The 15,979-nt window shown below is 64.2% G+C and carries 10 protein-coding genes; 6 read left to right on the top strand and 4 right to left on the bottom strand.

Annotated features, from left to right (window positions below; all coding sequences use genetic code 11):
- Positions 1-43: 43 nt before the first annotated feature.
- Both msrA and OUY36_RS19780 read right to left on the bottom strand, forming a co-directional pair.
- Positions 44-691: a peptide-methionine (S)-S-oxide reductase MsrA gene (gene msrA, locus OUY36_RS19785; protein WP_267935674.1), complete on the bottom strand. Its 648-nt coding sequence runs from the start codon at positions 689-691 to the stop codon at positions 44-46.
- 85 nt (positions 692-776) lie between these two features.
- A complete protein-coding gene (locus OUY36_RS19780; RefSeq protein ID WP_267935672.1) occupies positions 777-3,449 on the bottom strand; it encodes a sensor domain-containing protein in 2,673 nt (890 codons plus the stop codon).
- A gap of 150 nt (positions 3,450-3,599) precedes the next feature.
- Between OUY36_RS19780 and OUY36_RS19775 the strand changes: the two genes are divergently transcribed.
- On the top strand, positions 3,600-4,088 hold the full coding sequence (locus OUY36_RS19775) for a hypothetical protein (RefSeq protein ID WP_267935670.1): 489 nt from the start codon (positions 3,600-3,602) through the stop codon (positions 4,086-4,088).
- Positions 4,089-4,198: 110 nt separating this feature from the next.
- On the opposite strand, the gene aceF is transcribed toward OUY36_RS19775, so the two are convergent.
- Both aceF and aceE read right to left on the bottom strand, forming a co-directional pair.
- Positions 4,199-5,863, bottom strand: coding sequence for a dihydrolipoyllysine-residue acetyltransferase (gene aceF / locus OUY36_RS19770; RefSeq protein ID WP_267935668.1), 1,665 nt, complete (start codon positions 5,861-5,863; stop codon positions 4,199-4,201).
- Between the two features lie 11 nt (positions 5,864-5,874).
- Complete coding sequence (gene aceE / locus OUY36_RS19765) at positions 5,875-8,523, bottom strand: pyruvate dehydrogenase (acetyl-transferring), homodimeric type (RefSeq protein ID WP_063540924.1); 2,649 nt, start codon at positions 8,521-8,523, stop codon at positions 5,875-5,877.
- 271 nt (positions 8,524-8,794) lie between these two features.
- Between aceE and glnE the strand changes: the two genes are divergently transcribed.
- The 5 genes from glnE to OUY36_RS19740 all read left to right on the top strand — a co-directional run bounded on the left by glnE (position 8,795) and on the right by OUY36_RS19740 (position 15,960).
- A complete protein-coding gene (glnE, locus tag OUY36_RS19760) occupies positions 8,795-11,740 on the top strand; it encodes a bifunctional [glutamate--ammonia ligase]-adenylyl-L-tyrosine phosphorylase/[glutamate--ammonia-ligase] adenylyltransferase (protein ID WP_267935666.1) in 2,946 nt (981 codons plus the stop codon).
- Positions 11,741-11,788: 48 nt separating this feature from the next.
- The gene (gene ilvE / locus OUY36_RS19755) at positions 11,789-12,712 is read left to right on the top strand and encodes a branched-chain-amino-acid transaminase (RefSeq protein ID WP_014597897.1); all 924 of its coding nucleotides are present in this window, start codon (positions 11,789-11,791) and stop codon (positions 12,710-12,712) included.
- A gap of 78 nt (positions 12,713-12,790) precedes the next feature.
- Positions 12,791-13,825: a lipopolysaccharide heptosyltransferase II gene (waaF, locus tag OUY36_RS19750; RefSeq protein ID WP_267935664.1), complete on the top strand. Its 1,035-nt coding sequence runs from the start codon at positions 12,791-12,793 to the stop codon at positions 13,823-13,825.
- Entirely contained in the window at positions 13,826-14,827 is a 1,002-nt protein-coding gene (gene waaC / locus OUY36_RS19745) for a lipopolysaccharide heptosyltransferase I (RefSeq protein ID WP_267935663.1), read from the top strand. It begins immediately after the preceding gene.
- Positions 14,827-15,960, top strand: a complete 1,134-nt coding sequence (locus OUY36_RS19740; RefSeq protein ID WP_267935661.1) for a glycosyltransferase family 4 protein — start codon at positions 14,827-14,829, stop codon at positions 15,958-15,960. Before waaC ends, OUY36_RS19740 begins: the two co-directional genes overlap by 1 nt.
- Positions 15,961-15,979: the final 19 nt, after the last annotated feature.

The raw sequence follows: 15,979 nt of genomic DNA, 5'->3' as shown, positions 1-15,979 counted from the left end.
GGCCTTCTTTCTTGGCGAGGCTTAACCTGCCCCTTCGGCGCTTTCAGCCGGGCAGGCACACACCTGTCCCACCCAGCCCGCAATAACCCCCCGGATTCTTGGCCAGATATTGCTGGTGGTATGCCTCTGCATAGAAAAAAGCTGGAGCGTCGGTAATTTCCGTGGTGATCGCGGGATAGCCGGCCGCGCTGAGGCCGCGCTGGAATCGCTCGCAACTGGCCTCCGCTGCACCCCGCTGGCGCTCGTCCATGCAAAAGATCGCGGATCGGTACTGGCTGCCGACATCGTTGCCCTGACGCATCCCCTGGGTGGGGTTGTGCGATTCCCAGAAGATCCTCAGCAGTGTTTCGTAATCGATGATCTGTGGATCGAACACTACCAGTACGGCTTCGGTATGGCCGGTCAGGCCGGAACAGACTTCTTCGTAAGTCGGATTGGGCGTCGGGCCGCCAGCGTAACCGACGGCCGTCGTCCAGACGCCAGGCAGTTCCCAGAATCTCCGCTCCGCCCCCCAGAAACAGCCCATCGCGAAAACAGCCTGCTCGAGGCCTTGGGGAAAGGGCGGTTGCAGCGGGTGCCCGTTGACATAGTGTGCAGCGGGAACCGGCATCGGTGTCGAACGGCCAGGCAACGCCTGCTCGGCCGTCGGCAATGTCTGTTTGTTGAGCAGAATCTGCGAACGTAGGGACATGCGGGCCTCGGTCAGAGCGTGAGCTGGACTTGTAGGCTACAAAAGGCCGGGCGGTAGCGAAAGCGTCGCGCGTCGCCTGGCATGCTCAGGCATTGTGTGGATAACGCTGCAGCGCCTCATGCAGCGAGCTGCTGGAGATCGGTCTGTCGAACAGGTAGCCCTGGCCGATGTCGCAGCGATGCTGGCGCAGGAACCTTAGCTGTTCGGCGGTTTCGATGCCTTCGGCGACGACTTTCAGATTCAGTTTGCGTGCCATGGCGATCACTGCCGAAGTGATCTCGACGTCGTCCTGGTTGCCCGGGATGTCCTTGATGAAGCTTCGGTCGATCTTGATGACGTCGATGGGAAACTTCTTCAGGTAGCTGAGCGAGGAATACCCTGTGCCGAAATCATCCATCGCCAAGGTGAGCCCCAGCGCCTTCAGGCCGAGCAGCTGCTGGCGGGTTTCCTCGGTGGCATCGAGCAGCAGGCTCTCGGTCAGTTCCAGCTCCAGCTGAGCAGGTGGCAGTTGCTCTTCGAGCAGTATTGTCGCGATCGAACCGAGCAGGTCGGGATCGGAGAACTGCTTGGGTGACAGGTTGATCGCCACTTGCGGGGCGCCAAACCCCAGTGCCGACAGCCGGACACCCATGCGGCACGCTTCGCGCGCCACCCATTTGCCAATGGGGATAATCAGGCCGGTTTCTTCCGCAACGCTGATGAACTGATCCGGGCTGATCATGCCCTTTTCCGGATGATTCCAGCGCAGTAGTGCCTCCAGGCCCTGCAGTCGACCGCTGCGCAGGCAGAGCTTGGGTTGATAGAACACCTCCAGCTCGCTCTGTATGAGCGCGCGGCGCAGGTTGTTCTCGACGAACAGTTTGTAGTTGGCCTCGGCGTGCAGCGCCTCGGTAAACACCTGTACCTGATTCTTGCCGTTGGCCTTGGCTTTGTGCAGCGCCTGCCCGGCATGCTTCATCAGCGTCTCGGGATCGCGGCCATGCTCGGGCGAACAGGCGAGACCGAGCGAGCCACTGACGCTGATCAGCTGTTTGTCGACGAACAGTGGCTTGTCGAGGATGTGCAAGACCTGGTCGGCAAGGCGAATCCCCTCCTCGAGTTCCATTTCATCGAACATCAGGGCGAACTCGTTGCTGGCGAAACGCGCCAGTACGCTTTGCTGGCTCAATCCGTTGCGCAGGCGGCGGGCGAGGCTGGCAAGCAACTTGTCGCCGGTCTGGTGGCCAAGGCTGTCGTTGATCCGCTTGAAGTTGTCGATATCGACGAGCAGCAGGCAGAGCCGCGGCTCGGCGCCGGCTGCGAAGCGTTCTTCGAGGCTGCGGATGAAATAGGGTCGATTGCCGAGGCTGGTGAGATTGTCGGTGTAGGCCAGGCGCTCGATGTGCTGGTGCGCCAGCTTGCTACGGGTGATGTCTTCGTAGATGCCGATGTAGTGGGTGAGAATGCCGTCCTCGTTGAAGACCTTGGAAATCGACAGCTGGCCCCAGTATGGCTCGAGGTTCTTGCGTCGCGAGCGGAACTCGCCCTGCCAGCTGTTGCTGTGCGCCAGTGCCGATGACGTGGCGAACAGCAGCTCGCTGAGATTTTCCAGCGCTTTGAGGTCTGCCAGACGCTGACCGCGAACCTCGGACTCGGTGAACTGGCTGATGGTCGTGAAGGCCGGATTGACGTACTCCACCCGTCCTTCGCGGTCGACCAGGATGAATGCGCTGGCACTCTGCTCGACGGCGCGCTGGAACAGGCCGAGCATATGGGTGGCACTGAGGCGCTGCTGGTTGGCCAGTACCTGGGCGTACTGATCGGCCAGCTCGCCGGCGAACGCAATCTCGTCGGCTTGCCAGGTTCGCGGATTGCCATCGTGTTGCAGGCTCAGCACGCCAACCACCTCGCCGCCGACTCGGATGCTGGCGTCGAGTATCGACTGGGTACCCAGGGGCGCGTAGAGCTGTCCGCCGAGTTCGCTGGTTCGATGATCCTGCAGCACGTCCCGTGCATCCACTGCACGACCGCTCTGCAGCGCCTGCAAGTAGCGGGGAAAGGGCGCCAGCTCGAGCGGCGCGAGGGTTTCATAGCTATCGCTGATGCGTGCGTAGCAGGCGATCGGCTCCAGGCGCGTTCCGCTCAGGTGCCAGATCGCGGCACGGTTGAGCTCGTAGACTTCGCAGGCCGCCTGGGTGATCAGCTGCGCCGCTTCGAGTTGTGGGTTGGCCGAGCCGTAGCGGTGCCTGGCCAGCCGGACAATGAGGCTCTGCTGGGTGCGTGAGCGCAGCATGTGCTCGACATGCTCGTCCTGGGCCTGCTCATGCTCCTGCAATGCCATGCGCAAGCGGGCGTTCTGCGTTCTCAGGTCATGATCCGACTCGGGGTGCCGGCCGGCCAACAGGTATCCCCTGAGTAGCTCGCGACCGTATTGCTGGCAAACTTCGCCGAGCTCGGTGATATCCAGGACTCCGTCAGGCGTGTGCAGCCGGTAGCCGACCTGATAGTGATTGCGCCCGGCCAGCTGCTGCTGGATGTCTTCGTGCAGCTGATGGCGAGCGCTGGGTTCCATGAGACTGGCATAGGGCGAGTCGACCAGCGAGCAGAGATCGCTGGCACTGACTCCGAATGCACGTTCGCAGGTTGGATCGAGAAACAGCAGTGTCCAGCTCGGCTCGTTCAAACGCTCGAAGCGCAGCATGCCGAGCCGTGATGGCACTGGCAACTGCGTCACAACCTCGGTCGCCAGTCGGCTGGCGGCATCGGTATGTATTTTCATCGAGCGGCTGGCTTCCAGTATGCTCCACGGAGTTGGGCTGGCCTGGGCTCCAGGTGCCGTTCCAGCGAAGGACGATGGCTAAATAATATTAATTCCGGGCAAGGGTGCATCATGCGACAGGGACTGACAAGTCGGCTTGCGAAGTTAGTGATGGTCTCGCTTTTCTGTACCTTCGGGATACCCCTTCAGGCTGCTGAACCGGTGGAGTTCGCATCTGACGAATCGGCCAACTATCTGGCCGAACTGCGCCGGCTGTATCTGACCGGCAGCGACCGCCAGGCCTTGCTGGCACACAGCAACGGGCTGCTCGGTACCTACGCCTTGCGTGCCGGGTTCCAGATCGGTCAGCCCAACCCCCAGGATGTGCTCTACGAGCTGAGCGTAGCGACGCCCGGCGAACTCCGCATCCGCGAAGAGGTGCGTGGCAGTAACAGCGGCGTAGCGGTACGCAACCGCAGCCTTTCGGTATTCGGGCTCGACCCCTATCTCCAGTACCAATGTCCGGCGCAGGGCTTCAGCTGCGCGATCAACAGTCCGGTCGATGGTTTGCCGCTGGTGGTGATCCAGCGTGACCCGGCGGGTGCCGAGGAGCTTGCCAAGGCGCTGTCCTATCTGATTCGAAACCTGCAGAAGGGGTGAACCCGACGCTGCAGATTGTTCGACCGTCGGGCTGAGTCGTAGACGGCTCCGGTAAAGAAAAACGCCGCATCCTCGAAGAGAATGCGGCGTTTTTTCTTCAGCCCGAGCGGTTACAGCAGCAGCGTGCGGATGTCCGCCAGCAGTTCGGACAGGCGCTTGGTGAAGCGCGCCGCCGCGGCGCCGTTGATCACTCGGTGATCGTAGGACAGCGACAGCGGCAGCATCAGGCGCGGCTGGAAGGCCTTGCCGTCCCACACCGGCTGCATGGTGGCCTTGCTGACGCCGAGGATCGCCACCTCCGGCGCATTGACGATCGGCGTGAAGCCGGTGCCGCCGATGTGGCCGAGGCTGGAGATGGTGAAGCAGGCGCCCTGCATGGCGTCCGGCGAGAGCTTCTTGTTGCGTGCCTTGTCCGCCAGTTCGGCAGCTTCGCCAGCCAGTTGCAGCAGGCTCTTCTTGTCCACGTCGCGGATGACCGGAACCATCAGGCCGTCCGGCGTGTCCACGGCGAAGCCGATGTGCACGTACTTCTTGCGGATCAGCGCCTTGCCGCTCGGCGCCAGCGAACTGTTGAAGTCCGGCAGCTCCGTGAGCAGGTGCGCGCAGGCCTTGAGCAACAACGGTAGCACGGTGAGCTTGACGCCGGCCTTCTCGGCCACCGCCTTCTGCGCCACGCGGAAGGCCTCCAGCTCGGTGATGTCGGCCGACTCGAACTGGGTCACGTGCGGCACGTTCAGCCAGCTGCGATGCAGGTTGGCGGCGCCGATCTGCATCAGTCGCGACATCGCGACTTCCTCGACCTCGCCGAATTTGCTGAAGTCCACCGCCGGGATCGGCGGAATGCCGGCTCCACCGGCCGCGGCCGCGGTCGGTTCGGCCTTGCCCTGCTGCAGCATGGTCTTCACATACTGCTGCACGTCTTCCTTGAGGATGCGTCCCTTCGGACCGCTGCCGGCGACCGCGCTTAGTTCGACGCCGAACTCGCGGGCCAGCTGGCGCACGGCCGGGCCGGCATGCACCTTGGCGCCGTCGCGGCTCGGTGCGCCGACCGCCTGTGGAGTTTCGCTCTGCGCGGTTGGTGCCGGCTTGCGGTCGGCTTGTTCCGGGCTTGCGGCCTTGGCCGGTTCGGCGGGACTCGGTGCTGGCGTCGACTCGGCCTGCTTGGCCGGTGCCGCACCCTGGACCTTTAGGGTCAGGATCAGATCACCGGTGCCGACCTCGTCGTTCAGCTTGATCGCCAAGCTCTCTACCACGCCGGCCACTGGAGACGGAATCTCCATGCTGGCCTTGTCCGATTCCAGGGTGATCAGCGACTGCTCGGCCTGTACCGAGTCGCCCGCCTTGACCATGATCTCGATGACGTTGGCCTTGCCCGCCGAGCCGATGTCCGGCACGCGAATCTCCTGGCTCTGTTCGGCGCCTGCGGCGGCCGGTGCTTCGCTGGCCGCAGGGGCTTCAGTGGCTTCGGCTTCATCGGGCGCCTGGCTCGGTTGCGCGGCCTCCGCGGCAGGCGCCGCGGGTGCTTCGGCAGCGGCTTCGCCACCTTCGCTTTCCAGCTCCAGCAGTTCGTCGCCTTCTTTCAGGCGGTCGCCCAGCTTGACCTTCAGCGCCTTGATGACGCCCGCCTTGGGTGCCGGAATCTCCATGCTGGCCTTGTCCGACTCCAGCGTCAGCAGGCTCTGTTCGGCTTCGATGCGGTCGCCGACCTTGACGAACAGCTCGATCACTTCACCTTCGCCGCTGCCGATGTCGGGTACGCGAATCAGTTCACTCATGGCTTCGCTCCTCAGCAGTCCAGCGGGTTGGGTTTGTCGGTATCGATGCCGAACTTGACGATGGCCTCGGCCAGCACCTTGGCTTCCATCTCCCCGCGTGCGACCAGTTGCTCCAGCGCGGCCAACACGACCCAGTTGCGATCCACTTCGAAGTGATGACGCAGCTTCTTGCGGCTATCGCTGCGGCCGAAACCATCGGTGCCCAGCACGCGGTATTCGCGGCTCGGTACCCACTGGCGGATCTGGTCGGCGAACAGCTTCATGTAGTCGGTGGAGGCCACTACCGGGCCCTTGCGGCCGGCCAGGCACTGTTCGACGTAGGACTGCTGCGGCTTCTCGTGCGGGTGCAGGAGGTTCCAACGATCCACCGCAAGGCCGTCGCGGCGCAGTTCGTTGAAGCTCGGCACGCTCCAGACGTCAGCGGCGACGCCGTAGTCTTCGCGGAGGATCTTCGCCGCCTCGCGCACTTCGCGCAGGATGGTGCCGGAACCAAGCAGCTGGACGTGATGCGCGGCGTCCATCTTGTCTTCTTCGAGCAGGTACATGCCCTTGATGATGCCTTCTTCCACACCCTCCGGCATCGCCGGCTGCTGGTAGGCTTCGTTCATCACGGTGATGTAGTAGAAGATGTTCTGCTGCTCTTCGGTCATCTGGCGGATGCCTTCACGGATGATCACCGCCAGCTCGTAGCCATAGGTGGGGTCATAGGTGCGGCAGTTGGGGATGGTTGCGGCGAGGATATGGCTGTGGCCGTCCTCGTGCTGCAGGCCTTCGCCATTGAGCGTGGTACGTCCGGCGGTGCCGCCGATGAGGAAACCGCGTGCACGGCTGTCACCAGCCGCCCAGGCCAGGTCGCCGATGCGCTGGAAGCCGAACATCGAATAGAACACGTAGAACGGCAGCATCGGCTGGTTGTGATTGCTGTAGGCAGTCGCCGCGGCAATCCAGCTGGACATGGCGCCGGCCTCGTTGATGCCTTCCTCGAGGATCTGACCCTTCTTGTCCTCGCGGTAGAACATCACCTGGTCTTTGTCTACCGGCTGATACAGCTGGCCGACCGAGGAGTAGATGCCGAGCTGGCGGAACATGCCTTCCATACCGAAGGTACGCGCCTCGTCCGGAATGATCGGCACGATGCGCGAGCCCAGATCCTTGTCCTTGACCAGCTGTGCCAGTACGCGGACGAAGGCCATGGTGGTGGAGATCTCGCGATCGCCGGAGCCGTCGAGGATGGCCTTGAGGGTGTCCAGCGGCGGCGTCGGGATGCTGAAGCTCTTGGTGCGGCGCTGCGGCACGAAGCCACCGAGGGCCTCGCGCTTCTGGCGCAGGTACTTGGCCTCGGCGCTGTCCTCCTCGGGTTTGTAGAACGGCAGCTTCTCCAGGTCCTCGTCGCGGATCGGGATGTTGAAGCTGTCGCGGAAGCGCTTGAGGCTCTCGACGTCGACCTTCTTGACGTTGTGCGCGATGTTCTGCGCCTGGCCGGAGCCGGTGCCGTAACCCTTGATGGTCTTGGCCAGGATCACGGTGGGCTGGCCCTTGTGGTTCACCGCCTGGTGATAGGCCGCATAAACCTTGTACGGGTCATGGCCGCCGCGATTGAGCTTCCAGATTTCCTCGTCGGAGAGGTCCTCGACCATCTTCAGCAGCTCGGGGCGTGCGCCGAAGAAGTGCTTGCGCACGAAGGCGCCGTCGTTGGCCTTGTAGTTCTGGTAGTCACCGTCGACCACCTCATCCATGCGCGCCTGCAGCAGGCCGGCATCGTCCTTGGCGAACAGTGGGTCCCACAGACGGCCCCAGATGACCTTGTTGACGTTCCAGTTGGCGCCGCGGAAGTTGCCTTCCAGCTCCTGGATGATCTTGCCGTTGCCGCGCACCGGGCCGTCCAGGCGCTGCAGGTTGCAGTTGATGACGAAGATCAGGTTGTCCAGTTTCTCGCGGCCGGCCAGCGAGATGGCACCGAGGGATTCCGGCTCGTCGCACTCGCCGTCGCCGAGGAAGCACCAGACCTTCTGCTTGCCGGCCGGGATGAAGCCGCGGTCTTCCAGGTACTTCATGAAGCGAGCCTGGTAGATCGCCTGGATCGGGCCGAGACCCATGGAGACGGTGGGGAACTGCCAGAAGTCCGGCATCAGCCAGGGGTGCGGATAGGAGGACAGGCCGTTGCCGTCCACTTCGCGGCGGAAGTTGTTCAGCTGCTCTTCGCTGATGCGACCTTCGAGGAAGGCGCGGGCGTAGACGCCAGGGGAGGCGTGGCCCTGGAAGTAGATCAGGTCGCCACCGTGCTCTTCGGTCGGTGCCTGAAAGAAGTAGTTGAAGCCGATGTCGTACAGCGTCGCGCTGGAGGCGAAGGTGGAGATGTGACCGCCGAGGTCCGGGTCCGCCAGGTTGGTGCGCATGACCATGGCCAGCGCATTCCAGCGTACCAGCGAGCGAATGCGGCGTTCCATGAACAGGTCGCCGGGCATGCGTGCTTCGTGGGTGACGGGAATGGTGTTGCGATACGGCGTGGTGATGGCGTAGGGCAGCTGGGTGCCGCTGCGTGTGGCCAGTTCGCCCATCCGGGTCATCAGGTAGTGAGCGCGTTCTTCACCCTCGCGGTCGAGGACGGACTCGAGGGCGTCCAGCCATTCCTGGGTTTCGACGGGATCGAGATCTTGCATGGCTTGCTCCATGGCGGAAAGGCTTCCAGAATCGGTCGCCTGTTCGCTACCGGCTTTGTGGGCCGGTGCGTGTAATGTTCTTGGACGAGTGCCGGGGGTAGGGCCGGGCGCCTGTAGTTTTACTACAAAAATGCGCCGGGATCAGCCCCCTGAAATACTCTTTAGTAGTAAAACTACAGATCAGCGGCACTGGCATTTCCCTGTAATAGGTACTTGCGAGGCTCTGAATCGCGCGGTCCATCGTATTCGCTGCTGTGAAGGAAACCTTCCAATGAGTCTGCCGTCGCTGGTTGCATTGCCGCCCTCACTCCTGCCTTTTGTCAGTCGTGCCGAGGAGTCGTTCCTCGCGGCTGCCGGCAACCTGTCGGAAGCGCTTGCGGCACGATGCCGCGCCTGGCTGACCGAGCATGGTGAGGCGTTCGCCCGGGTCTGTGCGGCGAGCGACTTCGTCAGCGAACAGGTTAGCCGAGATCCACAGATGCTGCTGCAGCTGGCCGAACTGGGCTGGCTGGATCGGTCGCTGGAAGCCGGCGAGCTGCGCGATGCGCTGAGCGAGCTGATTGCAGTCTGTGACAATGAGGACACGCTGGCGTTGACGCTACGGCGCTTCCGTAGCCGCCAGCAGGTGCGCATCATCTGGCGCGACCTGACCCGCCAGGCGGCCCTGGCCGAAACCTGTCGCGATCTCTCCGATCTGGCCGACGCCAGCGTCGATCTGGCCTACCACTGGCTCTACACCCGCCATTGCGAGCAATTCGGCGTGCCCACCGGACGGCGCAGCGGCCAGCCGCAGCACATGGTGATCCTCGGCATGGGCAAGCTGGGCGCCCATGAACTGAACCTGTCCTCCGACATCGACCTGATCTTCGGCTATCCGGAGGGTGGCGAGACCGTCGGCGCCAAGCGCTCGCTGGACAACCAGGAGTTCTTCGTCCGCCTCGGCCAGCGGCTGATCAAGGCATTGGACGCCATCACCGTCGACGGCTTTGCCTTCCGCGTCGACATGCGTCTACGTCCCTACGGCTCGTCCGGACCACTGGTCTACAGCTTCAATGCGCTGGAGCAGTACTACCAGGATCAGGGGCGCGACTGGGAGCGCTACGCCATGATCAAGGCGCGGGTCATCGGCGGCGACCAGCAGGCCGGCAAGGAGCTGCTGGAAATGCTGCGACCCTTTGTCTACCGGCGTTACCTGGACTTCTCCGCCATCGAAGCGCTGCGCACCATGAAGCAGCTGATCCAGCAGGAAGTGCGGCGCAAGGGCATGGCTTCGAACATCAAGCTGGGCGCCGGTGGCATTCGCGAGGTCGAATTCATCGCCCAGGCCTTCCAGCTGATCCACGGAGGGCGCGATCTCAGCCTGCAGCAGCGTCCGTTGCTCGGTGTGCTGGCCACGCTGGAGGGACAGGGTTATCTGCCGGCCGCGGCAGTGACCGAACTGCGCGAAGGCTATGAGTTCCTGCGCTACACCGAGCATGCGCTGCAGGCCATCGCCGACCGTCAGACGCAAATGCTGCCGGAGAACGAGGCGGACTGTGCGCGGGTGGCGTTCATGCTCGGCTTCGACGGTTGGGCGGCCTTCCACGAGCAGCTGCTGCACTGGCGCGAGCGCATCGACTGGCATTTCCGCCAGGTCATCGCTGACCCGGATGAGGACGAGAATGCCGAGGGCGAGACGCTGGTCGGCGGCGAATGGCTGCCGCTGTGGGAGCAGGACTGGGACGAGGAGTTCGCCTGCCGCCAACTGTCCGAGGCCGGTTTCCGTGATGGTCAGGGCGCCTGTCAGCGGCTCGCCGCGCTGCGCAACGCCAGCCAGGTGCGCACCATGCAGCGTCTCGGTCGCGAGCGCCTGGACGCCTTCATTCCAAGGCTGCTGGCGCAGATCGTCGAGCAGGACGACCCGGATCTGGTGCTCGAACGCGTACTGCCGCTGGTGGAAGCGGTCGCCCGGCGTTCGGCCTATCTGGTCCTGCTGACGGAGAATCCCGGGGCGCTGCAGCGCTTGCTCGAGCTCTGCGCGGCCAGCCCGTGGATCGCCGAGCAGATTGCACGCTTCCCGCTGTTGCTTGACGAGCTGCTCAACGCCGGTCGTCTGTACAGCCCGCCGCTGGCGCCGGAACTGGCGGCTGAACTGCGCGAACGGCTGATGCGCATTCCCGAGGATGACCTCGAGCAGCAGATGGAGGCGCTGCGGCATTTCAAATTGGCGCACCGGCTGCGGGTTGCCGCTTCGGAGATCGCCGGGACGCTGCCCTTGATGAAGGTCAGCGACTACCTGACCTGGCTGGCCGAGGCGATCCTGCAGGAAGTGTTGACCCTCGCCTGGCGTCACACCGTCGCGCGTCATGGCCAGCCACAGCGCAACGACGGCACGCTCTGTGATCCGGCGTTCGTCATCGTCGGCTACGGCAAGGTTGGTGGCATCGAGCTCGGGCATGGTTCGGATCTGGATCTGGTGTTCATCCACGACGGCGACCCCGCCGCCGAGACCAATGGCGCCAAGCCCATCGATACCGCGCAGTTCTTCACTCGCCTGGGCCAGCGCATCATCCATCTGCTCACCACCCAGACCACCTCCGGCCAGCTCTATGAGGTGGACATGCGCCTGCGTCCGTCCGGCGCCTCCGGGCTGCTGGTCAGCTCGCTGGGCGCCTTCGAGCGCTACCAGAGTCAGGAGGCCTGGACCTGGGAACACCAGGCGTTGGTGCGCGCGCGGGTGCTGGTCGGCTGCCCGCAGCTGACGGCCGACTTCGAACGGGTGCGCGCCGGTGTGCTGGGTCGCGAACGCGATCTCGAGGCGCTGCGCCGCGAGGTCAGCGAGATGCGCGCGAAGATGCGCGACAACCTCGGCACCCGCGCGACGCATGCGGGAACCGCCGAGCAGGCCTTCGACGCCGCTGCCGAGTTCAATCTCAAGCAGGACGCCGGTGGTATCGTGGATATCGAATTTATGGTGCAATACGCGGCTTTGGCGTGGTCGCACCAGCATCCCGAACTGCTGCGCTATACCGATAACATCCGCATTCTCGATGGGTTGGAGCAGGCCGGGTTGATGACCGGCGATGAGGTGCGGCTGCTGCAGGACGCCTACAAGGCGTACCGTGCCGCGGCTCACCGGCAATCACTGCAGAAGCAGCCCGGAGTGGTGAGTGGGGATCAATTCCACGACGAGCGTCGCGCAGTCATGCGGATCTGGCGCGAGCTGGGGCTCAGCTGAGCCCGCGTCGGGCTACCGAGCAATATCGAATTCTGAGGAGCTGGCAAGATGTCGATGGCCGATCGTGATGGCGTCATCTGGTATGACGGCGAACTGGTGCAGTGGCGCGATGCGACCACCCATGTGCTGACCCATACCCTGCACTACGGCATGGGCGTGTTCGAAGGCGTGCGCGCCTACAACACCCCGGACGGCACGGCGATCTTCCGCCTGCAGGCGCACACCGACCGCCTGTTCGATTCGGCGCACATCATGAACATGCAGATGCCGTACTCGAAGGAAGAGATCAACGAGGCGACCCGCGCCGCGGTGCGCGAGAACAACCTGGAAAGCGCCTACATCCGCCCGATGGTGTTCTACGGAAGCGAAGGCATGGGCCTGCGCGCCAGCGGCCTGAAGGTGCACGTGATCGTCGCGGCCTGGCATTGGGGCGCCTACATGGGCGACGAGGCGCTTGAGCTGGGCATCAAGGTGCGCACCAGTTCCTTCACCCGTCACCACGTCAACATCACCATGACCCGCGCCAAGTCCAATGGTGCCTACATCAACTCGATGCTGGCCCTGCAGGAAGCCATTTCCGGCGGCGCCGACGAAGCGCTGATGCTGGACCCCGAAGGCTACGTGGCCGAGGGCTCGGGCGAGAACATCTTCATCATCAAGGATGGCGTGATCTACACCCCGGAAGTCACCGCCTGCCTGAATGGCATCACCCGCGGCACCGTGCTGACCCTGGCTGCCGAGCACGGCCTGAAAGTCGTCGAGAAGCGCATCACCCGCGACGAGGTGTACATCGCCGACGAGGCCTTCTTCACCGGTACCGCAGCCGAAGTCACGCCGATCCGCGAAGTGGACGGCCGCGCCATCGGTATCGGCCGTCGCGGCCCGATCACCGAGAAGCTGCAGAAAGCCTACTTCGATCTGGTCACCGGCAAGACTGATGCCCACGCCGAATGGCGGACCCTGGTCAAGTAAGCCTGGTGCTGGAAGCCGGCAGCGCATGACTCGCTTGCCGGCCACGCATCCAGCCCCTCAGCTTATGGCTTAGAGCTTATGAACATACTGATCGTAGGACCCAGCTGGGTTGGCGACATGGTGATGGCGCAGACGTTGTTCGTCTGCCTGAAACAGCGCCATCCCGACTGCCGGATCGACGTGCTGGCGCCCGAGTGGAGCCGGCCGATTCTCGAGCGCATGCCCGAGGTGCGCCAGGCGCTGAGCTTTCCGGTCGGGCACGGCGTGCTCGACATGGCGACCCGGCGCAATGTTGCGCAGAGCCTGCGCGGTCAGTACCAGCAGGCGATCCTGCTGCCCAACTCCCTGAAGTCGGCGCTGGTGCCGTTCTTCGCCGGCATCCCCAAGCGCACGGGCTGGCGTGGCGAGATGCGTTTCGGCCTGCTCAACGACATGCGCAAGCTCGACAAGCAGCGCTACCCGCTGATGATCGAGCGCTTCATGGCGCTGGCCTTCGAGCCGGGCGCCGAGCTGCCCAAGCCGTACCCCAATCCCTCGCTGCGTATCGACACCGCGACTCGCGACGCCGCCCTGGCACGTTTCGGCCTGAGTCTGGACCGGCCAGTGCTGGCGTTGTGCCCCGGTGCCGAGTTCGGCGAATCCAAGCGCTGGCCGGCGGAACACTTCGCCAAGGTGGCCGAGCTGAAAATCCGGGACGGCTGGCAGGTCTGGCTGTTCGGCTCGAAGAACGATCACCCGGTCGGCGAGCAGATTCTCGAGCGGCTGATTCCGGGCCTGCGCGAAGAGGCAGTGAACCTGGCGGGCGAAACCAGCCTGGCCGAGGCGATCGATCTGCTGTCCTGTGCCGATGCAGTGGTGTCCAACGACTCCGGTCTGATGCATGTCTCCGCCGCGCTCGGCCGGCCGTTGGCGGCGGTTTACGGCTCCACCTCGCCAGCCTTCACTCCACCGCTTTCCGAGCAGGTTGAAGTGGTGCGCCTGGGCCTCGACTGCAGTCCCTGCTTCGAGCGCACCTGCCGCTTCGGCCACAACAATTGCATGCGCGAGCTGAAGCCGCGCGCGGTGATCGAGGCGCTGGAACGTCTGGTCCCGCAGTCGGTCGAGGTGCGCTGATTGAAGGTCCTGCTGGTCAAGACCTCGTCGCTCGGTGACGTCGTGCATACCCTGCCGGCGCTGACCGACGCGCAGCGGGCGCTGCCCGGCATCCAGTTCGACTGGGTGGTGGAGGAGGGCTTCGCCGAGATTCCGGCCTGGCATCCGGCGGTGGCACAGGTGATCCCGGTGGCGATTCGTCGCTGGCGCAAGCACCCGCTGCAGACCCTGCGCAACGGTGAATGGCAGCGCTTCAAGGCACGCCTGCGAGAAGGCCGTTACGACCTGGTGATCGACGCCCAGGGCTTGCTGAAAAGCGCCTGGCTGACCCGCTACGTCAAGGCTCCGGTCGCCGGATTGGACCGGGAGTCCGCGCGTGAGCCCATCGCCGCACGCTTCTATGACCGATGCTACGCCGTGCCGCGTGACCAGCATGCGCTGGAGCGGGTGCGTCAGCTGTTCGCTCAGGCGCTCGCGTATCCGCTGCCGCAGGATGTCGCCGACTACGGTCTCGATCGCGAGCAGATGGCGGCGCCCAGCGACCAGCCCTACCTGCTGTTTCTGCACGGCACCACCTGGCCGAGCAAGCACTGGCCGGAGGCCTACTGGCGCGAGCTGGCCGAGCGCATGAGCGATTTCGGCTGGGCGATCCGCCTGCCGTGGGGCAATGCCGAAGAGAAGGCGCGGGCCGAACGCATCGTCAGCGGCATAGCCAACGCCGCGGTGCTGCCGAAGCTCAATCTTGCCGGTGTCGCCCGGGTCATCGCCGGTGCACGCGCTTGCGTCGCGGTGGATACCGGTCTCGGCCACCTGGCCGCGGCGCTGGATGTGCCGAGTATTTCGCTCTATGGTCCGACCTTGCCGGGGCGGGTCGGCGCCTATGGCCGCTCCCAGGTGCACCTGTGTGCCGGCGGACCGAACGCCGGTCGCGGTGACCGGTACAAGCCCTGTTTCGACGATCTGCGCCCCGAGCGCGTCGTCACCGAACTGAAAGCCCTGCTGCGGGCCCCGGAGTCCGTCTGATGCAACTGGCCTTCATTCTCTACAAGTACTTTCCGTTCGGCGGTCTGCAGCGCGACTTCATGCGTATCGCCCTGGAATGTCAGCGTCGCGGCCACACGATCCGCGTCTACGCGATGATCTGGGAAGGCGAGGTGCCGGACGGCTTCGAAGTGCTGATCGCGCCGGTCAAGGCGTTGTTCAACCACACTCGCAACGAGCGCTTCACCGCCTGGGTCGAGGCCGATCTGGCCAAGCGGCCGGTGGACCGGGTGATCGGCTTCAACAAGATGCCGGGGCTGGACGTGTACTACGCCGCCGACCCTTGCTTCGAGGACAAGGCGCAGACGCTGCGCAACCCGATCTATCGGCGCTGGGGCCGCTACAAGCACTTCGCCGAGTACGAGCGCGCAGTGTTCGCGCCCGAGGCGAAGACCGAAATCCTGATGATCTCCGAGGTGCAGCAGCCGCTGTTCGTCAAACACTACGGCACGCCCGCCGAACGCTTTCACCTGTTGCCGCCGGGCATTGCCCAGGATCGCCGCGCGCCGGCCAATGCCGCGCAGATTCGCGCCGAGTTCCGTGAGGAGTTCGAGGTGCGGCCCGACGAGCTGTTGCTGGTACAGATCGGTTCCGGCTTCAAGACCAAGGGACTGGACCGCAGCCTCAAGGCACTCGCCGCATTGCCGCACGAACTGAGCCAGCGTACCCGGCTGCTGGTGATCGGCCAGGACGATCCCAAGCCGTTCAAGCTGCAGGCCAAGACGCTGGGTGTTTCCGGCATGGTCGAATTCCTCAAGGGGCGCAGCGATATCCCGCGTTTCCTGCTGGGCGCCGATCTGCTGATCCATCCGGCCTATAACGAGAACACCGGTACCGTCCTGCTGGAAGCGCTGGTCGCCGGGCTGCCGGTGCTGGTCACCGACGTATGTGGCTATGCGCACTACATTACCGATGCCAACTGCGGTCGCGTGGTGCCCAGCCCCTTCGAGCAGCAGGCGCTCGACCAGATGCTGGCGCAGATGCTGGCGCAGATGCTCGCCGATGATGCGCAGCGCTCGGCCTGGAGTCGCAACGCGCTGGCCTTTGCCGAGACGGCCGATCTCTACTCGATGCCGCAGAAGGCCGCCGACGTGATTCTCGGGGAAAGCGCATGAACGTCGTGTGCCTCCTGCG

This window comes from Stutzerimonas sp. R40042, from assembly GCF_026642215.1.
In the GTDB taxonomy this organism is placed as follows: domain Bacteria; phylum Pseudomonadota; class Gammaproteobacteria; order Pseudomonadales; family Pseudomonadaceae; genus Stutzerimonas; species Stutzerimonas frequens.
The sequence above is the reverse complement of the archived record's forward strand: the minus strand, read 5'-3'. Positions and strand labels throughout refer to the sequence as shown.